Raw genomic sequence first — 20,901 nt, forward strand, 5'->3', positions numbered from 1 at the left:
CCCCGGCGCTTCACTGTGCGTCGGCTGAACCTTCGCGGGCCCAGCGGAAATGCATGCGGCCGTGGTCGGCGTTGGCCGCGAGGATGCCGCCGATGGTGCCGTCGGCCCAGGGTGCGCCGGGAATCTTCTCCTGGAGCTGTTCTTCGGTGAGCTCGGCGAGGAGGGCGAGGGTCTCGGCGCGGACGGCGAGGCCGATGCGGGCGAGTTCGGCGAACGGTTTGCCGCGGTGTTCGTCGGCCCAGGCTTCGGTCCAGGCGTGGATGCCGGCCATGACCTCTTCGCGCGATTGCGGGGTGCCGTCCTCGCGGAGACGGCGGGGGAGTGCCGCTTCGCCGCGGAGGTGGCGGCGGACCATGTCGTTCCAGTTCCGCTCGATGAGGGTGGTGTGGATGAAGTGGTCGGCGTACGACCACCACTTCGCGGGGTCGTGCTCGGAGCGGGTGCGCGGGGCGTAGAGCTCCGCGGGGGACATGGCGCCGAGGGTCTCGAGGAGCCAGGCGCGGTCGCGGCTCAGCTTGATTTCGATGTCGATGCGGTTCATGGCGCGCAATCGTACGCGAGCCGTCAATTGTAGGCTGCGGGGCGTTCCGGGGCCTGGCCTGCGGCGGCACGGGCCGCAGCGACGGCGCGGGCGGCTGCTGCGACGTAGTCGTCGGCGAAGCGCTCGTGGATGGGCGTGGCCATGACGTGGATGCCGTCGGGCGAGGTGGTGCGGGCGGCGACCCAGCCCTCGCGGGCGAGGGCGGCGGCCACGCGGCCCATGCTGACACCTTCGGCGGCCCAGGCGAAGGCGAAGAGCTGCGGCTCGCCGTGGATGCGGACGCCATCGATGGTGCGGAGGCCGGATTCGATGGCGGCGCGGGCGCGCATGCTGGCAGCGGCAAGGTCGCGGTAGCCCTTGCGGCCGAGGAACTGGAAGGCGGCCCACGCGGCGGCGATCGCCCCGCCGGGGCGCGTCCCGGTGAAGGTGAGGCTGGAGTAGGTGCCGCCGGGCCAGTCGCTGAAGGTGAAGCGGGCGAATTCGCGGTGGGTTTCGGTGCGGAAGAGGACAGTGGAGGCGGGCTTGGCCGCGAAGCCGGACTTGTGGAGGTCGGCCGAGACGGAGGTCACGCCTTCGACGTCGAAGCCGAAGGGCGGGACCGGGTAGCCGAGCTCGCGGACGAAGGGGCCGAGGATGCCGCCGACGCAGGCATCGACGTGGAGCCAGAGACCGCGGGCGGCAGCCAGTTGGCCGAGTTCGGCGATGGGGTCGACCATGCCGAGGGCGTAGGAGGGCGCGGAGGCGTAGAGGCCGATGGTGTCGGCATCGACGGCGGCGGAGATGGCGGCCGGGTCGGCGCGGAAGCCGGGGCCGACGGGCACGCGGCGGACTTCGAGCCCGAGGTAGTGGGCGGCCTTGTCGAGGGCCGGGTGGGCAGAGTGCGGCGCGACGACGGCGGGGCGGCGGAGGCCCGGGCGTTCGGCGCGGGCCCACTCCCGCATGGCGGCGACGGCGAGGAAGATGCTCTCGGTGCCGCCGCTGGTGAAGATGCCGGGTGCGCCGGGGCCGCCGAGGAGGTCGGCGACGGCTTCGAGGACCTCGGCTTCCATGCGGGCGAGGCTGGGGAAGACGCGGATGCCGAGGCCGTTCTCGACGAGGAACATGCCGAAGGCCTCGCGGAGGACGTGTTCGAGCTCGTCGGAGGCGTACCAGACGTAGGCACCGTGGCGGCCGTGCCGCCAGTCGAGGTCGCCGGCGCGCATGGCCTCCATTTCGGCGGCGAGCTCGGGCCAGAGACGGCCGTGTTCGGGCATGGGCATAACAACACCCCGGGGCGAAGCAGGTGGAGGGAGTCTTGCGGGCGCGGGGCCGGCCGTCAGACGTCGGCGTCGGGTCTTTCGAGTTCGAAGGCGTCGTGGAGGGCGCGGACGGCGTCGTGGACGCGGTCGGCGGCGATGATGCAGGTGAGGCGGATTTCGCTGGTGGAGATGAGCTCGATGTTGATCCCGGCGTCGTAGAGGGCGCGGAACATGCGGGCGGCGTAGCCGGGGGCGGTCTGGATGCCGACACCGACGATGCTGACCTTGCCGAGATTGGCGTTGCTGGACCACTCGGGGGCGCCGACGCGGGCGCAGATCTCGGGCATGAGCTGCTCGGCGCGGCGGAGGTCGGCCCGGGAGACGGTGAAGGAGAGGTCGGTGAGGTTGTCTTCGGAGGCGTTCTGGACGATGGTGTCGACGCTGATGCCGGCTTCGGCGAGGGGTTCGAAGATGTTGGCGGCGATGCCGGGCCGGTCGGGCACGCGGCGGACGGTGATTTTTGCGACGTCGAGGTCGTGAGCGATGCCGCGGACGCGGTTCCGTTCTTCCAATTCGGTCTCCCCTCGGATGAGCGTCCCCGGGGCCTCGACCATGCTTGAGGTGACGAGGATGGGGACGTTGTAGACGGATGCGAGCTCGACCGCGCGGTTGTGCATGACCTGTGCGCCCTGCGTGGCCATTTCGAGCATCTCTTCGTAGGCGATATCCTTCAGCTTGCGGGCGGTTGGGACGATGCGGGGGTCGGCGGTGTAGATGCCTTCGACGTCTTTGCAGTTTTCGCAGAGGTCGGCGCCGAGGGCGATGGCGAGGGCGACCGCGGTGGTGTCGCTGGCGCCGCGGCCAAGGGTGAAGATCTCCTGCTGCTCGTTGACGCCCCAGTAGCCGGCGACGACGGGGACGCGGCCGGCAGCAAGCTCGGCGCGGACACGGTCGGCTTCGACGCGGGAGATGCGGCCCTGGTAGTGGCGGCCCTGGGCGATGATGCCGGCCTGCTGGCCGGTGAGGCCGACGGCCTCCTGCCCGAGCGCTTTGAGGGCCATGGCGAGGAGGGCGACGGAGACCTGCTCGCCGGTGGAGAGGAGCATGTCGAGCTCGCGTGGGTCGGGGTCGGGGGCGACCTGGAGGGCGAGGTCGATGAGGTCGTCGGTGGCGGAGCCCATGGCGGAGACGACGGCGACGACCTGGTCGCCCTGGCGGACGCGGCGGATGATGCGGCCGGCGACGTGGCGGATGCGCTCGGCATCGGCCACGGAGGTTCCGCCGTATTTCTGGACTACGAGCACAGTGCGTAGGGTAGGGCGAACGGGGGATAGGATGAAGGAGGGTGGAGGGAGAAGGGAGGAGGGAGGAGGGAGCCCCGCCCGTCCGCACCGGCCCCGCCGAGGGAGGAGCCGGGAGCTGGGAGCCGGGAGCTGGGAGCTGGGAGCTGGGAGCTGGGAGCTGGGAGCTGGGAGCTGGGAGCTGGGAGCTGGGAGCGGGGAGCGGGGAGCGGGGAGCGGGGAGCGGGGAGCGGGGAGCGGGGAGCGAGTGTGGCCGGCGGATTCGGCATGTCAAGCTCCAAGCTGGGGAGGGGCGGCCGGTGGGCTGGGTAAAGCTTCAAGCTCCAAGCTTCCAGTTTCGGGGACGGGTGCCCGGTGGGGGCGGGGGCCTCACCCCCGGGCGTGCCAGGCCATCTGGTAGTGGGTGTCGGTTTCGCCGACCTGGAGGAAGCCGAGCCGCTCGTACAGGGAGCGGGCGGGGTTCACCTTGAGGACCTGGAGCGTGACGGGGCGCCCGAGCTCGGCTGCGCGGGCCTGGACGGCGCGGATGATGGCGGAGCCGATGCCCTGTCGCTGCCAGCGCGGCGCGATTTCCAGCGTTGCGATATCGACGGAGGGCCCCTGTTCGTCGAGGTCGAGGAAGCCGGCGAGTTCGCCGTCGACTTCGATGGCGAGGCGGAGGTCGGGCCAGCTGCCGGCGAAGCGGTCCTGCTGCCAGGCATCGTCCCAGGGGCCCCAGGTCTGGGTGACGTAGGCCTCCATGGCCGCGCGGTGGATGGCGTAGAGGTCGGCCTCTTCGGCGGGCATGGCCGGGCGGATGACGAAACCGGAAGGCATGGCGGGCTCCTGGGCCGGCGCGGGATGGGAGCGGGCGGCCTCCCGGCCATGGTAACGGCTTCCGCCGGAGCCGGCGTGCGTGAAACCCCTGAGCAAACGGCGTAAGCTCCCGGACATGGAGCTGGACCTCGGCTGCGAGGCCTCCATCCGCGACCCGGCGGGCTACTTCGCCCGCGCCCGGGAGGGCGGCGATGTGCAGTGGAGCGACCGCCACCGCGCGTGGGTGCTCCTCTCGCACGCGGAGGTGGCGGCGGCGTTCCGGGACCACCAGCGCCTTTCGTCGGACCGGATGGACACGTTCGAGCGGGCCGCGCGCGGACGTTCGGAGGCGTTCCACCGGGCGGTGGAGATGCTGCACGCGTGGCTGAACTTCCGCGACCCGCCGGCGCATACCCGGCTGCGGGAGCCGCTGGCTTCGGCGTTCACGCCGCGCGCCGTGAGCGGGCTGGAAGCACGCATCCGGGCGATCGTGGCCGGGCGGCTCGATGCGCTGGCGGCGGCTCAGGGGCCGGTCGACCTCTCGGCGGAGTTCGCGCGGCCGCTGCCGGCGCTGGTCATCGCGGCGGTGCTGGGCGTCGAGGGCGAGGAGCGGGAGCGGTTCCAGGCGTGGTCGGACGATATTGCGAGCCTCGTGTTTTCGCTGCAGCCGGGCGCGGTGGAGGAGGAGCCGGTGGCGCGGGCGGCGCAGGAGTTCATCGCCTTCTTCGAGCGGCACATCGAGCGGGAGCAGCGGGAGCCGGGCGATTCGCTGCTGTCGTTCGTGGTGCAGGCCGAAGGGGACCGGCTCTCGGCGATCGAGCTGGTGGGGCTGTGCACGCTGCTGCTGTTCGGCGGGCATGAAACGACGACGACGCTGCTCATCAACACGCTGGCGACGCTGCTGGAGCGGCCCGACCTGCGGGCCTGGCTGCGGGAGCACCCGGGGGCGGACGAGACGGCGGTGGAGGAGTTCATGCGGGTGGGCGGACCGGCGCGGACGATGCCGCGGAAGGTGCGGGAGAAGCACGAGCGCGGCGGGCAGCTGCTGCGGCCGGGCCAGACGGTCTTCCTCTGTATTGCGGCGGCGAACCACGACCCCGCGGTCTTCGAGCGCCCGGGGGAGATTGACCTGCTGCGCGACCCGAACCCGCAGCTTGGGTTCGGGTGGGGGCTGCACTACTGTCTCGGCGCGAACCTCGCGCGGCTGGAGGCGCGGATTGCGCTGCGGATGCTGCTCGAGCGATTCCCGGCGATGCGGCCGGCCGGGGCGATCCCGGCCATCCGCGGCGGGGTGATGGGGTTCGGGCGGCGGCCCGTGCCGGCGCTCCTGCGCTAGCCCCGGACGGGCACCTGCGCGGCGTGGGCGATGGCGGTGAACGCCCGGACGAGGCCGTGGTCGGTGGTGCCGTCGGGGCGCTCGACGCCGGTGTGAACATCGACGCCCCAGGGGCGGACGCGGCGGATGGCGGCAGCGACGTTCTGCGGGGTGAGGCCGCCGGCGAGGATGACGGGCACGTCGACGGTTTCGACGATGCGGGCGCTGATGGCCCAGTCGTGCGTCCTGCCGGTGGCGCCGCGGCGGCCGGTTGCCGGGTCGACGGTGTCGAGGATGAGGGCGTCGGCGTGGCGGGCGCGTTCGCAGGCGAGGCCGATCGCCTCCGGGCCGGTGACGTGGACCGCGAGGATGACCTTGAGGCCGGGAACGGCCTCGCGCATGCGGGTAATCTCGGCGGGCTCGGCCGGGGCGTGGAGCTGGACCTGGCTGACGCCCATCTCCCGGCACATCGGGACCACCTCGGCGGCGGTGACGCGGTAGGTGATGAGCACCGGCGTGATGAACGGCGGCAGGGCGCGGATGATGGCGGCGGCGCCGGCTTCGTCGAGGCCGTTGTGGGGGCCGGTCGGGAGGCCGATGGTGAAGCCGATGGCATCGACGCCGGCTGCCTCGCAGGCCAGGGCATCGGCGAGGGTGGAGATGCCGGCGATCTGCACGCGCGGGCGGCGGAGGATCATCGGGCGGCGAACTCCCGGGCTGCGGCGGCGAAGGCGTCGAAGAGCGCGCGGGCCTGGTCGCGCATCGGACCGGCGGGCCCGAGGGCCATATCTTCGGGGTGCCACTGGACGGCCAGGAGGAAGCGCGGGCCGGGGGCATCGGGTTCGAGCGCTTCGACGACGCCGTCACCGGCGCGGGCGGCGATGCGGAGGCCGCGGCCGATGCGGGCCGGGTCGGCCGCCTGGTGGTGGCGGGAGTTCACCTCGAACGGGCCGGAGCCGAGGAGGGCCCGGAGGGGGCCGTCGGTTTCAACGGCGACGGTGTGGGCCGGGCGGTGCTTCTCGCCGGGCGGGGGCGCATCGGCGTGATTGCCGTGGCCGACGAGCTCGGGGAGGTGCTGGAGGAGCCCGCCCCCGCGGGCGACGTTGAGAAGCTGGAGGCCGCGGCAGATGGCGAAGAGCGGCATGCCGGCGGCGTCGGCGGCAGCGACGAGGTCGAGTTCCAGGGCATCGCGCGCCGGCTCCGGGGGGTAGGCAGCGGGGTGGGGCGGCTCGCGGTAGCGGGCGGGGTCGATGTCGGTGCCGCCGGCGAGGACGAGTCCCGCTGCGCGCTCGACTGGCGGGGGCGGCCCGCCGGGGCGGACGACTTCGACGGCGAGGCCGGCGGCTTCGAGGGCGCGGATGTAGGTTTCGTCGCTCTTGCGTTCGGCGGCGCCGAGGGGGAGGAGGACGGTGGGTGGCATGGCTGGAGTATAGGAGGGAGAAGGGAGCCCCGCCCGGCCGCCCCGACCCCACCGAGGGAGGAGGGAGAAGGGAGAAGGGTGAAGAGAGGAGACAGAAGGCTTCAGTGTGGAGCCCGGTGGCGGTCGTCGTCCCTGACCCTCGTCGCTCCTCCCTCGGCGGGGAGGAAGGGAGAGGCGGGGATCCCTCCTCCCTCGGCGGGGAGGAAGGGAGAGGCGGGGATCCCTCCTCCCTCGGCGGGGAGGATGGGAGTGGCGAAGCCTCCCTCCTCCCCCGGCGGGGAGGATGGGAGAGGCTGGGATCCCTCCTCCCTCGGCGGGGAGGATGGGAGTGGCGGGGCCTCCCTCCTCCCTCGGCGGGGAGGATGGGGGCGGCGGGGCCTCCCTCCTCCCTCGGCGGGGAGGATGGGAGAGGCGGGGATCCCTCCTCCCTCGGCGGGGAGGATGGGGGCGGCGGGGCCTCCCTCCTCCCTCGGCGGGGAGGATGGGAGTGGCTGGGATCCCTCCTCCCTCGGCGGGGAGGATGGGAGTGGCGGGGCCTCCCTCCTCCCCCCGGGTGGGGCAGGCTCCCGCGGACGGGCGTGGGATACTTGGGGTATGGGCCCGGGGAAGGACTACTACGCGGAGCTGGAGGTTTCGGCGACGGCGTCGTTCGAGGAGGTGCGGGCGGCGTACCGGCGGCTGGCACGGGCGCATCACCCGGATGTAAACCCTTCGGCGGAGGCTGCGGAGCGGATGCGCCGGATCAACGAGGCGTGGGAGGTGTTGCGCGACCCGGCGCGGCGGGCCGAATACGACCGGAGCCGCCCGGCGGGCGCTGCGCGGGCGTTTGCGGGGTCGCGGGCCGGCCGGGGCGGGGCGGCTCCGGGGCAGGGGCGCCCCCGGGCGCGTCCGACGGGGACAGCACGGCCGGCATCGCGGCCCCGCCCGGCTGAGCCGCCGCCGCAGGACCGGCCGCCGGGGCCGGGGACAGCGCCGCGGGTCGACGGCTCGGTCGACTGGTACGAGTTCCTCGGGGTGCCGCCGGGGGCCTCGCGGGAGGCGATCCGGAAGGCGATTGCGAGCCTGGCCGACGAGCTGCTCGGCAGCGACATCTCAGGCGAGCGCCTGACCCGGCAGCGGCAGCGGCTGCGGGAGGCCTGGACGATTCTCAGCGACGAGCGGCTGCGGGCGGCCTACGACCGGGCTCGGGCGGAGCACCTGGCCGCGGAGGGCGCGAACGGCAGCGCCCCCGCGGCACGCGACGACGGGCGGAGGATGCCGGCAGGCTACCGCACCGGGCCGGTGACCGTTGGGGGGCTCGTCCTCGAGGCGGGAGCGCGGCTGGCCGGGGCAGATTTGCGGGGCGCCGACCTGCGGGGGCTCGACCTGGCCGGGGCAGACCTCTCGGGGGCGCAGCTCCAGGGGGCGAACCTGGAGGCGGCATCGCTGCGCCGGGCGAACCTCCGCGGTGCGCGGCTCGACGGGGCGAACCTTCGCTGGGCCGACCTTTCGCATGCGGCCTGCGAGGGGACAAGCTTCCGCCAGGCGGACCTGTGCGAGACCGCGCTGGCGGGGACGGTCTTCACGCGGGCAAATCTCACGGGGGCGGTGCTCGAAGGCGCCGTGGGGCCGGGTGTGAACGTCGAGTTTGCCGACCTTGCGCGGGCGGATTTTTCGGGCGCTCTGATCACGCCGGCGCTCATCGAACGGGGGAAGCTGGCGGGCACCGTGCTCCCGGACGGCAGCGTTCGGGGTTAGCGGCGGGGGCCCTGCCGCGTGGTAGGATGCGCGGCGTGGCAGAGGCGACGCATGCCGCCGCGGACCATGGGCCGTATCTCGAACATGCCGTGCTCTGCGAGCGTGTCCTCGAAGAGCGCGACGGCGTGCTCAGCCTGGTCCGCCTCGTAGACCGCCTGGAGGTGACCATCCCGGGTCCGGCGGGAGCGGCCGGCCCGGCAGCACTCGCCCCGGTGCAGCTCTTCGCGGTCGTCGGGTTCAAATCAGGACAGGCGCGGGGCAGGCATCAGCTGCGCCTCACCCTTGAGCGGCCGGACGGCCTGCGCAGGCTGCTGGCCGAGCTTCCGCTCCTGTTCGAGGGGGAGGACCGGGGCGCGCGCGCCATTGTGGGGGTCGGCTTCTCACTCGAACTCGAGGGACTGTACTGGGTCGACGTTCAGCTGGACGAGCGGTGGTTCACGCGGATGCCGCTGCGGGTCGTCTACCTTGCGTATCGGACAGGCTGACTACGGGTCCGCCGCGTGCGGCCGCCGGGGTGCCGGTCCCGGTGCGGGCAACGGGCGGCTCCGTTTCAACCACAACGGTACGCAACCGGGCTGCGGCCAGCCGGCGAAGCTCTGCTTCGGTGCGATGCCCCTGCGTCGCCTCAGCGAGCCAGAGGAGGACGTCACCGGCAAGTTCGGCCGCAGGCCCGGAGCCGTCCGCAGACTCCCATGCGAGAGGGAGCACCTGGTCCTCAAAGTGCTCGAGCGAGAGTTCTCCGAGCGCGAACGCGATCAGCAGCTCGAGCAGCTGGTTATGCCGGGCGGATGACATGGATGACATCCCTCGCCGCCGGGTCTCGGCGGATGAAATGCGTGCACTCTATAACAACGGTGGTTTTGAGGAAGGGTTAAGGACAGGGAGGTACAAAGCGGGGGTTCGACGGAGCGGCCACCCGAGCCCACCGGCGGCCGGCGAGCCGTTCTGCACCCGCAGCCAAATCCTCGAACTTTACGAGCAACAGGCGCGCGCGTGGCTCTCGTCCATCGCTACCTGCGGCCGGACGGGACGCTCGGCGCATCCGGGCGGCCAGACCCCAAAGCGGTAGTGATCGACGGGGTGCTGTTCTACGCCGGGGTTAGCGGCGGGGGCGGAAGGTGATAGGGCCGGCGGGGGCAAGGCCGGCGGGGGCCGCGCTGCGCCGGGGGATGAGCTGGCGGCGGAGGCGGCGGAGGGCGGCGGCGTAGCGGCGGAGCAGCCTGCGGAGCGAGAAGCGGAGGCCGAAGCCGGCACCCCGGCCGGAAGCAGCGCCGGCATGTCCACGCGGCGCGCCGGGATGCTCGGCCATGCGTTCGTAGGCGCGGAGGAGGGCATTGCGCCGCTCGAGGCGGTCGTCGGCGCGCCGGCCGGGGGCGAGCGCATCGGCGGCGGGCGGGCCGCGCCGGCCATCCTGCTGGAGGAGCCAGCGCTCCCGGGTCAGCCCGGGCATGACGAGCCGGGTGGTATCGATCTCGGTGAAGGTGGCGCTGGCCTCGCGGATCTGTTCGAAGCTGGGCGCGTAGCTCTTCGGCATGGGGCCGCCGACGAGGTGGATGGTGTGCATGCGGATGCCGCGCGGGATGGTGGGGATGGCGTAGGACTCGCAGTCGGAGATGAGGAGGAGCTCGGTGGGCGAGGTTTCGAAGGCGGCGCGGCCGGGGCCCACGCCGTCGAGGTCGGAAATATCACCGACGACGGTCGCAAGGGCGGAGCGGATGTCGGTCGAACCGTCGGGCGTGACCTGGAGCACGCGGCGGGCGAGTGCCGGGAAATCGGCAGGAGCCAGGCAATCGGTCCGGGGGTGGATGCGGTTGGCGAAGGTGCGGAAGAAGAGCTGCGCGCGCTCCTCGCAGGCGGTGATGAGGTAGGCGAGGACGAGGGCCTTGGCGAACAGGAGCTTGTTGGCATCGCGCATGGAGTTCGAGACATCCATGAGGACGTAGACGCGCTGGCGGCGGCGCCCGGCCGGCGGCGAAACGAGGACGCGCTCTTCGCGGATGTCGTCGTACTCCTCTTCGGCCGGGCCCGGGTCGACGTGGTAGAGGGCGTTGATATCGCCGGAGAGGAGGCGGAACTCGAAGATTGCGGGGTCCAGGTCCCGAAGGAGGAGGTCGGGCATGGTGACCTGGGGGAGGTCGTCGATGTGGCGCAGCGGCTGGATGCGGGTATCGGGCTGGACGGGGTAGACGATGCGGTGTTTCCGTTCGCGCCGCTCGATGACCTGGTACTCGGGCCGTGCGGGCTGGACGAGGCGGCGGGTCTGCTCGGGGAGGTCGACGCCGGGAAGGGGGAGCCCCTCGCGGAGGGTGCGGGCGATGTTGAGGATGCGGAGCCACTCGGGGGGGAGGGTATCGACGGTTTCGCCGACGAGGTCGAGGATACCCCAGGAGCGGTAGAGGGCCTCGAGGTCGGCCTGGAGGGCTGCGGCCCGGGCAGCGGGGGAGGCGCCGGCGAGGTCGGGGATGGGGTCAGCCACCGGCGTACTCCTGGACTTCTTCGAGGATCTCTTCGCGGAGGGCGTTGACGCGCGGGTTGGCGATGCTGCGGCCGCGGAGGGCTTCGAGGAAGGTTTCGGCGGTGACGTCGTGCCAGCTGCTCTTGCCGATGAGGGCGAGGACGAAGCGGATGAGGCCGCGGTGGGCGGGCTGGGCCTCGATCGGGATGCCGTGGAGGTAGAGGTGGAAGGACTGGGCGATAGCGGTGAGTTCGCGGACGGTTTCGAGGTCGGCCTCGGTGTAGCCCTGGAGGGTGGAATGGAGCGCCTCGGCGAAGATATCCTGGCCGGGGTCGTGGAGGGCGCGGTCGTTGCCGGGGATGATGGTGAGGACGAAGCGGAGGGCGGCCAGGTCGGATTTTTCGACGCGGTCGCGGTGGTGGAGGAGGGCGGAGGCGTTGAGGACGTCGCGGCAGGCGGCCTTGGTGCGGGGGGAGACGTAGCCATCGGTGGCCGGGCGGGCGCCGGGTCCGGCGGCCTGCTGGCGGGCCGCGTGGCGGGCAACGCAGGCGTCGATGATTTCGTTCTTGAGGAAGAGGATGTCGTGGGAGGCCTCGATGCGGCGGTCGGGGTGGTCGCCGAGGACGATGGCGGTGAGTTCGCGGAGGGCGGCGAGCGGGATGCGGTGCTCGGGCGGCTGAGCGCGGCCATGGTGGCGGGCGTAGGCGAGGTCGATGAGGAGGTCGTTGAGGGTATCCCCGGCCGGGTCGATGGAGGCTTTGAACATGAAGCGGTCGAGGATCGGCTCGGAGATGGCGGAGAACTTGAGGTGGTTGGTCATGGCGAGGGCGGTATGAAGGCGGGCCTCCTCCTGCTGCTCGCCCTGCTGGAAGCGGCGCTCGTTGAGGATGCCAAGGATCGCCTCGAGGACGACGTCGTTGGCGTTCATGAACTCGTCGAGGTAGGCGAAATCGGCGGTGACGAGGGAGTGGGCGGTGTTATGCCAGAGGCGGCCTTCGTGGAACTGCTTGAGGTCGAGGCCGCCGAGGATGGTCTCGAGGCGGGTGCCCTGGCTGAACTGGGCCTTGAAGACGTCGCCCTCGAACTGGCTGAAGACGCTGTCGCCGTAGAGGGATTTGCCGGTGCCGGCGCGGGAGATGAGGAGCTGGTGGCGGCGGGTGAGGAGGGCGAGGGCGGTTTGCTGGAGGAGCTGGGTGCGGCCGGGGAGCGTTTCGGAGACATGGAGGAGGGCGCCCTTGAGGGCCTCGATGGCGCGGGGCACATCGAGCGGTTCGCCGCGGTAGACGTAGGGCCGCCCATCGGCGGGGGCGAGCAGGCTGACGTCGCGCATCGAACGGTTCACCCCGGGGCGCTGCGCCCTGTGGTGCATACGATACACCAGATAGGAAGCGTCTATTGGGAGTTGGTTCCCCGATGTGTGGCGCTGACGGCACGGTTCGCTATGCTTCGGCTACTCTTTCGCTGAAAGCGAAGTATCCGGAGCAGCGCATGGACGCGTGGGAGCTGGAGCTCATCGAGAAGGTCCGCGAACTGGCGCGGGGGCCGTGGCAGGAGCGGGCGGCGGTGTACGACCGGGAGGGCAGGTTCCCGCGGGAGAACATCGATGAGCTGCTGGCGCTGCGGGTGCCGTCGATGGCGCTGGCGCCGGAGCTTGGCGGGCTGGGCATCAGCGCCGAGGGGCAGATGCGGGTGATGGAGGAGGTGGCCTACGGCGACGGCTCGACGGCGGTTGCGCTGAACATGCACGTGCTGGTGGCGAGCTTCCTCGAGACGATGCCGCCGTTTGAGCGGCGGAACCGGGTGCTGGCGGACATCGGGAAGAACGGCGCGCTCATCTGCGGGCCGGGGTCGATCCCGACCGGGCAGCTCGACAACCGGCAGGCCGGCTTCCGCTTCCGCGACGAGGGCGACTGCGTGGTGATGAACGGCCGCGCCGGCTTCGCGAGCATGAGCGACGGGGCGAAGTACGCGCTGATGGGCGGCCAGATGGAGAAGCCCGACGGGCAGGAGCCGGACATTGTGATTGCGATCCCGGAGCTGGCGACGCCGGGCATCCGGGTGCTGGGCAACTGGGATGCCATGGGCCTGCGGGGCACGGCAAGCCACGACATCGTGGCGGAGGAGGTGCGGCTGCCGAAGTCGGAGGTGCTGATCATCCCGGCGATGATGCTGCGGATGGTGCTCGAGGCGCAGGCAAAGGTAGTGAACGTGCAGACCCAGATGCGGGCGCGGGGCGCGCTTGGCATCCTCGCCATCTGGCTGGGGCTGGCGCAGGCGGCGTTCGACTTCACCGTGGCGTACGTGAAGGAGCGGCACGGCTACCTCGCCGGGCCGATGGCCGCGATCGGGGCGACGCAGCCGGGCTACCGGGCCGACCAGCCGTGGGCGCAGTTCGCCATCGGGAACATGGACTACTGGCTGGAGACGGGCCGGATTGTGCTGTACGAGGCGGTGCGGCGGCTGGAGACGCCGTTCGAATCACAGCAGGCGTTCACGCGCTACCTCGTGCGGACCGTCTACCACCTGCGGCGGATGAGTGAGGAGGTTGCGGCGGGGGCGATGCGGGTGTGCGGGGCGCATGCGTATGTCCGCGCCCGCCCGCTGGAGCGGATCTTCCGCGACATGGTGGGCGGGAACGTGATGGCCTGGAAGACCGACGAGCTGCAGCACTCGCTCGGGCTGGCTGCGCTCGGGCGGGAGATCACGTTTGTGGGGCCGGCCGGCACCTGAACGGGCCGTTACCTCCGTCCTCGCCCCGCGTTGCCGGCCGGCCCCTCGGTTGGGCAGCGCGGGGCGCTCTATCTTTGTGTTTGTGCGTGCCCGGGCAAGCGAGGCGGCACGCATCCCCGCTATACACTGATGCCGGCTGCCGGTCCGGCAGCCGCGAAGGAGGAAGACCAGTGGAAATCGCGCTTGAGACGACCATCCAGCAGGTGGCCGGCTGGCTGCGCGACAGCCGGTCGACCGTGGTGCTGACGGGGGCCGGCATCAGCACGGAATCGGGCATCCCGGATTTCCGGGGGCCGAACGGGCTCTGGACGAAGAACCCCGGCGCGGAGAAGGCGGCGACGCTCCAGACCTACCTCGCGGACCGGGAGGTGCGGGTGCGTGCATGGCGGAGCCGGGTCGAGGGCGGCCTCTGGACCGAGGCGGAGCCGAACGCGGGACACCACGCGCTGGCGGAGCTGGAGCGGAAGGGGAAGCTCGACCTGCTGATTACGCAGAACATCGACAGCCTCCACCTGAAGGCGGGCAGCTCGATGGAGCGGATGGTGGAGATCCACGGGAACCTGCGCGAGTACGTCTGTATGGGGTGCGGCGAGCGGGGGCCGATCGAGCGGGTGCTGGAGCGCGTCCGGGCGGGGGAGGAGGACCCGCCCTGCCGGCGGTGCGGCGGCATCCTGAAGTCGGCCACGATTTCGTTCGGGCAGAACCTCGTGGCGGAGGACTACGCGCGCTCGGAGCGGGCGGCGAGCCGGTGCGAGCTGTTCATGGCGATTGGCACGTCGCTGACGGTGTACCCGGTGGCCTACCTGCCCGAGGTGGCGCTCAGGAACGGCGCGCGGCTCGTGATTATCAACGCGCAGGAGACGCCGTACGACGAGCTGGCGCACGCCGTCATCCGGGAGCCGATTGGGCAGGTGCTGCCGCGGATCGTGGCTGCGGTCTAACCCCCGTCCGGCGCGGTCTGGTAGGCTTCGGCGGAAACGCTCACCGTCCGGGGGTATCTGCCATGGCCGTCCTCGAAACATCGTCGCCGACCGACCTGGGGCTGGACCCGGAACGGCTGGGCTACCTCGATGAGCACCTGCGCCGGTACGTCGATTCGGGGCGGCTGGCGGGCACGCTGGTGCTGGTGGCGCGCGGGGGCGAGGTTGGGCACCTCGCGGCCTACGGGCTCGCCGACCGCGAACGGAACGTGCCGATGCGGGAGGACACGCTCTTCCGCATTTACTCGATGACGAAGCCGCTCACCTCGGTGGCGCTGATGCAGCTGTACGAGCGGGGGCTGGTGCAGCTCGACGACCCGGTGGCGAAGTACATCCCGGAGTGGGCCGACCTGCGGGTGTACGTGATGGGCATGGGGCCGACGCTGGTGACGAAGCCGGCCAGCCGGCCGATGACCGTGCGCGACCTGCTGACCCACCAGAGCGGGCTGACCTACGGCTTCCTCGAGCGGACGAACGTGGATGCGATGTACCGGGAGCGGAAGATCGGGATGGCGGAGGTGAACGGCACGCTGCGGGGGATGGTGGAGCAGCTGGCTGAGCTGCCGCTGGAGTTTTCGCCGGGCGAGCACTGGAACTACTCGGTCTCGACCGATGTGTGCGGCTACCTCGTGGAGGTGATCAGCGGGGAGCGGTTCGACCGGTACCTGGAGCGGCACATCCTCGCGCCGCTGGGGATGCGCGACACGGCCTTCTGGGTGCCGCCGGAGAAGCGGGAGCGGTTCGCGGCCTGCTACGGCCTGGGGGCGAAGGGGATCCGGCTGATCGACGACCCGGCGGAGAGCGCGTACCTGCGGGAGCCCACCTTCTTCTCGGGCGGGGGCGGCCTGGTATCGACGGCCGGAGACTACTTTCGCTTCTGCCAGGCCTTGCTGAACGACGGGGAGCTCGACGGCGTGCGCATCATCGGGCGGAAGACGCTGGAGCTGATGACGCAGAACCACCTGCCGGAGGGGAAGGACCTGGCGAGCCATGCGCTCGGGCGGTGGGCCGAGACGACGTTTGCCGGCATCGGGTTCGGGCTCGGCTTTTCGGTGACGCTCGATCCGGCTAAGGCGCAAATCTCGGGCACGCCGGGCGAATACTCGTGGGGCGGCGCGGCCAGCACGACGTTCTGGATCGACCCGCTGGAGGACCTGGTCGTCATCTTTATGACGCAGCTGATGCCCTCGAACGCGTACAACATCCGGCGGGAGCTGCGGGCGATCGTCTACTCGGCGCTGACGGAGTAGGGGTCAGGGGCGGAGCGCGGCGCGGTAGGCCTCGAGGATGCGGGCGAGCTCGGTATCGGGGTCGCGGAACCAGGCTGCGGCGAAAACACGGTGGATGTTCCACCCCATGCGGAGGAGGACGGCGGTGTTGCCGAGCTCACGGTCGCGGCAGGCCGGCGCGCCCCAGGAGCCGGGGCCGTCGCAGAGCATGCCGAGGATGTAGCGCTCCGGGTCCTCCGGATGGGCGATGGCGAGGTCGACCGTGTAGCCGCCGGCGCCGACGCACGGGACGACGCGGAGCCCCTCCGCTGCGAGCCGGGCGCCCAGGGCCTGTTCGAACGGTTCCGGCTGGCGAGGCGCGAAGCGGCCGCTCACTTCGAGGGCGGGGAGGCCGCGCTCGGCGTAATCGAGGTAGTCGCGCAGGCGGAGGGTGCCGGTGGCGCTGGTGCGGGCGGGGTCGATGTCGGAGGCGCGCAGTGAGGAGACGACGATGGTCTTCCAGCGGGCGCGGGTGATGGCGACATTCAGCCGGCGCTCGCCCTTTTCCTTCCCGAGCGGGCCGAAGTTGAGGATGAGGCGGCCGGTTTCGTCGCGGCCGTAGCCGACGCTGAGGATCATAACGTCGGATTCATCGCCCTGGACGGTTTCGAGGTTGCGGACGAGGCCGCCTTCGTCGAGCCAGCGGCGGATGAGGGGGTCGGCGAGCGCGGCCTCCTCGACCTGGCGGAGGATCTCCTGCTGCTGGGCGATCGACATGGAGGTGATGGAGACCTGGCGGGTGAAGTTCGCGGCCGCGAGCTCGCGGCGGAGGACGGCGATGCAGCGGGCTGCCTCGGCCGGGTTGGCTCGTGTGCCGCCGCGGCCGTAGGCGCCATCGGCGACGTACTCGAAGTGGACGCCGGACTCGGGCCGGACGCCCCAGGCGTCGGGGTAGGCGATGAGGCGGCCATCGTAGAAGTGGACATTGGAGAAGGCGATGAGGGTCTCATCGCGGCTGCGGTAGTGGGCGCGGAGCATGGTTGACGGGAGCACCGGCGCGGCCTCGTCGAGGATGCTTTCGAAGCCGACGTCGTCGTCCTCGCCGGGGCCGTTCTCGGCTTCGAGGTCGCGGGAGAAGAAGCTGGTCGGGGGCATCTGCTTCGAGTCGCCGACGATGATCGCCTGTGGCGCAAGGGAGAGGGCGACGGCCATATCGGCGGTGGGCACCATGGAGGCTTCATCGACGATGACGCAATCGAAGCGGTAGGTGTCCTCGTCGCGCTCGTGGCAGAGGTACTGGGCGACGGCGAGCGGGCTCATGAGGAGGCAGGGCTTGAGGGCCTGCACCGCCTGGCGGGTACGGGCGAGCATGACGCGCAGGGCCGGGCGGCGCTTCGCGCGGTGGTACTTCGCGAGCTGGCGCATGGCGATGGAGGGCGTGCGGGTGAGCCGCCGCCGGGAGGTGCGGAGGCGCGCGAGGACGTCCTGGCGGGCGGCGGCGATCAGCTCCTGGTCGAGCCGGGCGAGGGCGTCGACGAGGCGCTGGTGCTCGCCGGGGGTGAGGATCGCGGGGGAGGCGAGCGCTTCCTGTGCCCAGGCGGCGAGGACGGAGGCGCGGACGATTGGCGCGAGGCGGCCGCGGGCGGACGGGTCGCGGAGGAGGGCGACCACGGGGCCGCGCATGCCGCGCGCTTCGAGGTCGGCGAGGGCGCGGGCGGCTTCATCGAGGGCGGCCCAGGCATCCAGGCCGGGGAGGAGGGCCTCGGCCCAGGCGGCGGCCTGCTCGAGCGGGCCGCCGAGGGGGTGTTCGCTGCCGAAGCAAAGAGCGAGGAGGGCGGCGTCCTCGGCGCAGCGGGCGGCCAGGGCCCGGAGGTCGGCGGCGCGGCGGGCGGCATCGCCGGGGTCGCGGTAGCCGGCCTCGCGTGCGCGGGCTGCGGCAGCGCGGGCGCGGTAAAAGCCGGGGGAGAGGAACCGGAGGGGCGATGCCGAGCGGCGGCGGAGCGTTTCGAAGGCCTCGAGGTGATCAGCCGCCGCAGCGAGGGCGGGCGGGGTCATCGCTCCGGGCGCCGGGTGCAGCGGCTCGGTTGCGCCGTCGAGCGCGGCGGCAGCGGCGGCCGGGGCAGCGGCCACCCGTTCGAGCGCTGCGCGGACGGCGGCCGGGAGGGCGCCGCCGGGGCCGCGGAAGGCAGACCAGGGGCCGGCGAGCGCTTCGAGGGCAGGAGCCGGGAGGGCATCGAGACGGGCGCAGGCCGCCGCGACGTCGTCGAGCCAGAAGCGGTCGCAGTCGACGAGCGGGGGGATGCCGGACAGGTCGCGGCGGTCGGCGCGGGTGTGCTCGGCGTTGCCGACGAGGTCGTAGGCGGTCGTCCAGCCGCCCTGCCCGAGGGGCGCGGACATCGCACGGGTGTGGGCGTTGAGCCGGTCGCGGAGTTCGCGAGCGCGCCCGGCGAGGTCGCCGGGCGGCAGCGGCGGCGGTGGGCCGGCATCGAGGGTGTCCATGATCTCTTTGATGACGGCGGCCTTGGTGTCGGCGCGGGCGCCGGCGCCGGCGTTGATGGCGAGGTGGAGGCAGGCCTCGGCGAGGCCGGTCTGCTGGAGGTTGTCGAGGACGACTTCGCGGGCGACCCGCTTTTCGGCGACGAAGAGGACGGTTTTCCCGGCGGCGACCAGCTCGGCGACGATGTTGGTGATGGTCTGGGACTTGCCGGTGCCGGGCGGGCCTTCGATGACGAAGCTCCGGCCGGCGGCGGCCATGGCGACGGCTTCGAGCTGGAAGGCGTCGGCATCGATGACGACGTGGAGGGCGCCGGGAGGGATGCGCTCGTCGATGGGCGGGCGGGGCGCGTCGGCGTCGTCGCCATCGGTGGAGAGGCCCTCGGCCGGGAAGGATTCGCCGACCAGGCGGGCGACGACGGGGTTCGCGGCGAGGCGGGCAGCAGCGCGGTCGAGCTCTTCGACCATGGCGAGCTTGGCGAAGGCGAAGACGTCGACGACGGGGCCGTCGGCCTCGACCGTCCAGCCATCCTGTGCGGCGACGGCGCGGCGGACAGCGGCGAGGTAGGCGTCGATGCCGTCGAAGCAGGGCTGGCCCTCCTCGTCTTCGAAGGCGGGCAGGCGGATGCCGTACTGGGCGCGGAGGACGTAGGCGAGCGAGGGGTTGACCTCGGGGGCGTCGTCGGCGGCAGGGGAGAGGCGGATGACGCGGGCGGCCCGGTCGAGGGTGAGGTCGACCGGCACGAGGATGAGCGGGGACCGGAGGCGGTGGCGGTCACGGTCGACCCATTCGAGCCAGCCGAGGGCGAGGAAGAGGACGCGGATGCCCTGTTCGCGGTCGGCGGTGCGTGCGCGGTCGATCAGGCGGCGGGCGGCGTCGAAGGCGGCGCGGGCGCGGTCGTCGTCGGCCGGGAACGGGGCCTCGGGGGCGAAATCGCGGGCGGCGAACTCGTCGCTCGATTCGTCGACGATGAAAGTCTGCCAGAGTTCGGCCGGGGAGCGGGGGAGGGCGAGGGTGGAGTGCGCCGTGCGAAAGTTGATGCCGCGGTTGCGGCGGGTGACATCGAGGAGCTGCTGCTTCCACCGCTCGATCCGCTGGCGGAGGCGGTCGCTGACGGGCGGGGGTTGCGCCTGGCGGGACCGGCCGTCGCGGAGGCCGAAGGTAACGACCGGATCGCTGCCCACGGGGGCATTATAGGCGGGGTTGCCGGGACGGCCGGGCGGACCCGGGATCGGGGGCCGCCAGGGAGGGACGGGCAGCGGCGGCGCCGTGTAGGCTGCAGCGGAAAACCGGCATAGGGGAAGCCAATGACACGTTCCTGGTCGGCAGGGATGGCCTGGCTGGCGGCGTACGCGCTCTTCATCGGGGCGATGCCGTTCATCGCAGCGATCGACCACGACCGGCGCGGGCGGGAGTTCCTGCTCGAGTTCTCAGTGGCGCTGGGGTTCATCGGGCTGGCGATGATGTGGCTGCAGTTCGCCCTGACGGCGCGGTTCCGCTGGATTGCGCCGGGCTCGGGGCTGGACACGCTGATGCAGATCCACCGGCAGGCGGGGATTTCGGCGTTTGCGCTCGTGCTTGCGCACCCGGTGCTGGCGATCGCGGCGAACGACCGGTTCCTCCATTACCTCGACCCCGGCCACGGCGTCGCGCGGGCGGCGGCGCTCTGGGTGGTGCTCATTGCGCTCGTCGCGATCCTGGGGAGCAGCCTCTGGCGGAAGCGGCTGGGCCTCCGCTATGAATGGTGGCGGCTGTCGCACGCGGTGCTGGCGACGGTCATCGTGTTCATCGGGCTGGTGCACGTCCTGCGGGTCGGGTTCTACATCGATGACCCGTGGAAGCAGGCGCTCTGGAGCGGGCTGACGGCCGGGGCGATTGGGCTGCTCGGCTATACGCGGGTGGTTCGGCCGCTGCGGATGTGGCGGAAGCCGTACCGGGTGGCGGAGGTGCGGCGGGAGCCGGGCAGTTCGTGGACGGTGGTGCTGGAGCCCGTCGGCCACCCGGGGTTGCGGTTCGCGCCGGGCCAGTTCGCGTGGGTGACGATCGGCGCGAGCCCGTTTTCGCTGGAGCAGCACCCGTTCTCGTTCGCCTCGAGCGCGGAGGCGGCCGGGCGGCTGGAGTTCACGATCAAGGAGCTCGGCGACTGGACAGGGAGGATCGGGCAGGTGCCGGCCGGGACGACGGCGTACCTCGATGGGCCGTACGGGGCGTTCACCGTGCGCGACGATGCGGAGCGGATTGTGGGAATCGCCGGCGGCGTGGGGATTACGCCGATCATGAGCATCCTGCGGACGTGGCGGGACCGCGGGGACCGGCGGCCTGCGGCGCTGCTCTCTGCCGCAGGGACTTTGGAGGGGATGGTGTACCGCGAGGAGCTGGAGGCGATGGCGCGGGAGCGGGGGCTGGAGCTGACGCTTCTGCCGCGGGAGGCGCCCCCGGGGTGGCCGGGACCTTCCGGGCTGCCGAACGAAGCGCTTATCCGCGGGCTGGTCGAACGCCACGGCACGCGCGGCACGCAGTACCTCGTGTGTGGGCCGCCGCCGCTGATGGACCTGGCGGAGCGGACGCTGCTGGCGGCCGGGGTGCCGGCCAGTGCGATCCGGGCAGAACGGTTCGATATCGCGTAAGGGCAGCGGTGCCCGGGAGGGATGCAGATGCCGCACTACCTGCGGACACGGCGACTGGTC

The 20,901-nt window shown here is 72.0% G+C and carries 17 protein-coding genes; 8 read left to right on the forward strand and 9 right to left on the reverse strand.

Features of this window, described 5'->3' with window-relative positions:
• Positions 1 to 10 precede the first annotated feature (10 nt).
• The 4 genes from A9A59_RS01860 to A9A59_RS01880 form a co-directional block, all read right to left on the reverse strand.
• Positions 11 to 541 (reverse strand): DinB family protein, encoded by a 531-nt coding sequence (locus A9A59_RS01860; protein ID WP_098502658.1) that lies wholly within the window; start codon positions 539 to 541, stop codon positions 11 to 13.
• A 23-nt stretch (positions 542 to 564) separates the two neighbouring features.
• Entirely contained in the window at positions 565 to 1,800 is a 1,236-nt protein-coding gene (locus A9A59_RS01865) for a pyridoxal phosphate-dependent decarboxylase family protein (RefSeq protein ID WP_098502659.1), read from the reverse strand.
• A 56-nt stretch (positions 1,801 to 1,856) separates the two neighbouring features.
• Complete coding sequence (locus A9A59_RS01870; protein ID WP_098502660.1) at positions 1,857 to 3,083, reverse strand: aspartate kinase; 1,227 nt, start codon at positions 3,081 to 3,083, stop codon at positions 1,857 to 1,859.
• A gap of 366 nt (positions 3,084 to 3,449) precedes the next feature.
• Positions 3,450 to 3,896: a GNAT family N-acetyltransferase gene (locus A9A59_RS01880; protein ID WP_165772436.1), complete on the reverse strand. Its 447-nt coding sequence runs from the start codon at positions 3,894 to 3,896 to the stop codon at positions 3,450 to 3,452.
• 115 nt (positions 3,897 to 4,011) lie between these two features.
• Here A9A59_RS01880 and A9A59_RS01885 point away from each other — a divergent pair, with 115 nt between their 5' ends.
• Positions 4,012 to 5,211, forward strand: a complete 1,200-nt coding sequence (locus A9A59_RS01885) for a cytochrome P450 (protein ID WP_098502662.1) — start codon at positions 4,012 to 4,014, stop codon at positions 5,209 to 5,211.
• Here the strand turns inward: A9A59_RS01885 and A9A59_RS01890 are convergent.
• Together A9A59_RS01890 and A9A59_RS13915 are read right to left on the reverse strand one after the other, a co-directional pair.
• Complete coding sequence (locus tag A9A59_RS01890) at positions 5,208 to 5,888, reverse strand: phosphoribosylanthranilate isomerase (RefSeq protein WP_098502663.1); 681 nt, start codon at positions 5,886 to 5,888, stop codon at positions 5,208 to 5,210. The genes A9A59_RS01885 and A9A59_RS01890 overlap by 4 nt on opposite strands.
• On the reverse strand, positions 5,885 to 6,610 hold the full coding sequence (locus A9A59_RS13915; RefSeq protein WP_098502664.1) for a gamma-glutamyl-gamma-aminobutyrate hydrolase family protein: 726 nt from the start codon (positions 6,608 to 6,610) through the stop codon (positions 5,885 to 5,887). The genes A9A59_RS01890 and A9A59_RS13915 overlap by 4 nt, the downstream gene beginning before the upstream one ends.
• 594 nt (positions 6,611 to 7,204) lie before the next feature.
• On the opposite strand from A9A59_RS13915, the gene A9A59_RS13920 reads away from it, so the two are divergent.
• From A9A59_RS13920 to A9A59_RS01910, 3 genes are all read left to right on the forward strand, one after another.
• The gene (locus A9A59_RS13920; protein ID WP_165772437.1) at positions 7,205 to 8,347 is read left to right on the forward strand and encodes a pentapeptide repeat-containing protein; all 1,143 of its coding nucleotides are present in this window, start codon (positions 7,205 to 7,207) and stop codon (positions 8,345 to 8,347) included.
• A gap of 35 nt (positions 8,348 to 8,382) precedes the next feature.
• The gene (locus A9A59_RS01905; protein ID WP_098502666.1) at positions 8,383 to 8,832 is read left to right on the forward strand and encodes a DUF6941 family protein; all 450 of its coding nucleotides are present in this window, start codon (positions 8,383 to 8,385) and stop codon (positions 8,830 to 8,832) included.
• A gap of 124 nt (positions 8,833 to 8,956) precedes the next feature.
• Positions 8,957 to 9,139 (forward strand): hypothetical protein, encoded by a 183-nt coding sequence (locus tag A9A59_RS01910; RefSeq protein WP_098502667.1) that lies wholly within the window; start codon positions 8,957 to 8,959, stop codon positions 9,137 to 9,139.
• A 307-nt stretch (positions 9,140 to 9,446) separates the two neighbouring features.
• Here the strand turns inward: A9A59_RS01910 and A9A59_RS01915 are convergent, their stop codons facing one another.
• Both A9A59_RS01915 and A9A59_RS01920 read right to left on the reverse strand, forming a co-directional pair.
• Complete coding sequence (locus A9A59_RS01915) at positions 9,447 to 10,823, reverse strand: vWA domain-containing protein (RefSeq protein WP_098502668.1); 1,377 nt, start codon at positions 10,821 to 10,823, stop codon at positions 9,447 to 9,449.
• The gene (locus tag A9A59_RS01920; protein WP_098502669.1) at positions 10,816 to 12,171 is read right to left on the reverse strand and encodes an AAA family ATPase; all 1,356 of its coding nucleotides are present in this window, start codon (positions 12,169 to 12,171) and stop codon (positions 10,816 to 10,818) included. Before A9A59_RS01920 ends, A9A59_RS01915 begins: the two co-directional genes overlap by 8 nt.
• A 119-nt stretch (positions 12,172 to 12,290) precedes the next feature.
• Here A9A59_RS01920 and A9A59_RS01925 point away from each other — a divergent pair, with 119 nt between their 5' ends.
• The 3 genes from A9A59_RS01925 (at position 12,291) to A9A59_RS01935 (ending at position 15,762) form a co-directional block, all read left to right on the forward strand.
• Entirely contained in the window at positions 12,291 to 13,532 is a 1,242-nt protein-coding gene (locus A9A59_RS01925) for an acyl-CoA dehydrogenase family protein (protein WP_165772438.1), read from the forward strand.
• A gap of 170 nt (positions 13,533 to 13,702) precedes the next feature.
• Entirely contained in the window at positions 13,703 to 14,473 is a 771-nt protein-coding gene (locus tag A9A59_RS01930; RefSeq protein WP_278286754.1) for an SIR2 family NAD-dependent protein deacylase, read from the forward strand.
• A 62-nt stretch (positions 14,474 to 14,535) separates the two neighbouring features.
• The gene (locus A9A59_RS01935) at positions 14,536 to 15,762 is read left to right on the forward strand and encodes a serine hydrolase domain-containing protein (protein WP_098502671.1); all 1,227 of its coding nucleotides are present in this window, start codon (positions 14,536 to 14,538) and stop codon (positions 15,760 to 15,762) included.
• A gap of 3 nt (positions 15,763 to 15,765) precedes the next feature.
• On the opposite strand, the gene A9A59_RS01940 is transcribed toward A9A59_RS01935, so the two are convergent.
• Positions 15,766 to 19,398 (reverse strand): DUF4011 domain-containing protein, encoded by a 3,633-nt coding sequence (locus A9A59_RS01940; protein WP_165772439.1) that lies wholly within the window; start codon positions 19,396 to 19,398, stop codon positions 15,766 to 15,768.
• A gap of 123 nt (positions 19,399 to 19,521) precedes the next feature.
• On the opposite strand from A9A59_RS01940, the gene A9A59_RS13620 reads away from it, so the two are divergent.
• Positions 19,522 to 20,841 carry a ferredoxin reductase family protein gene (locus tag A9A59_RS13620; RefSeq protein ID WP_133117470.1) on the forward strand — a complete coding sequence of 440 codons (1,320 nt, stop codon included), beginning with the start codon at positions 19,522 to 19,524 and terminating at the stop codon, positions 20,839 to 20,841.
• The last annotated feature ends 60 nt before the right edge of the window (positions 20,842 to 20,901 follow it).

Origin of the sequence: Tepidiforma thermophila (assembly GCF_002563855.1) — a bacterium.
Classification (GTDB): Bacteria; Chloroflexota; Dehalococcoidia; order Tepidiformales; family Tepidiformaceae; genus Tepidiforma; species Tepidiforma thermophila.

Coding starts and splice junctions, on each gene's coding strand:
- A9A59_RS01935 (WP_098502671.1), top strand. CDS start 14,536: ATGGCCGTCCTCGAAACATCGTCGCCGACCGACCTGGGGCTGGACCCG.
- A9A59_RS01925 (WP_165772438.1), top strand. CDS start 12,291: ATGGACGCGTGGGAGCTGGAGCTCATCGAGAAGGTCCGCGAACTGGCG.
- A9A59_RS01865 (WP_098502659.1), bottom strand. CDS start 1,800: ATGCCCATGCCCGAACACGGCCGTCTCTGGCCCGAGCTCGCCGCCGAA.
- A9A59_RS13920 (WP_165772437.1), top strand. CDS start 7,205: ATGGGCCCGGGGAAGGACTACTACGCGGAGCTGGAGGTTTCGGCGACG.
- A9A59_RS01880 (WP_165772436.1), bottom strand. CDS start 3,896: ATGCCTTCCGGTTTCGTCATCCGCCCGGCCATGCCCGCCGAAGAGGCC.
- A9A59_RS13915 (WP_098502664.1), bottom strand. CDS start 6,610: ATGCCACCCACCGTCCTCCTCCCCCTCGGCGCCGCCGAACGCAAGAGC.
- A9A59_RS01885 (WP_098502662.1), top strand. CDS start 4,012: ATGGAGCTGGACCTCGGCTGCGAGGCCTCCATCCGCGACCCGGCGGGC.
- A9A59_RS01910 (WP_098502667.1), top strand. CDS start 8,957: ATGCCCCTGCGTCGCCTCAGCGAGCCAGAGGAGGACGTCACCGGCAAG.
- A9A59_RS01920 (WP_098502669.1), bottom strand. CDS start 12,171: ATGCACCACAGGGCGCAGCGCCCCGGGGTGAACCGTTCGATGCGCGAC.
- A9A59_RS01890 (WP_098502663.1), bottom strand. CDS start 5,888: ATGATCCTCCGCCGCCCGCGCGTGCAGATCGCCGGCATCTCCACCCTC.
- A9A59_RS01860 (WP_098502658.1), bottom strand. CDS start 541: ATGAACCGCATCGACATCGAAATCAAGCTGAGCCGCGACCGCGCCTGG.
- A9A59_RS13620 (WP_133117470.1), top strand. CDS start 19,522: ATGACACGTTCCTGGTCGGCAGGGATGGCCTGGCTGGCGGCGTACGCG.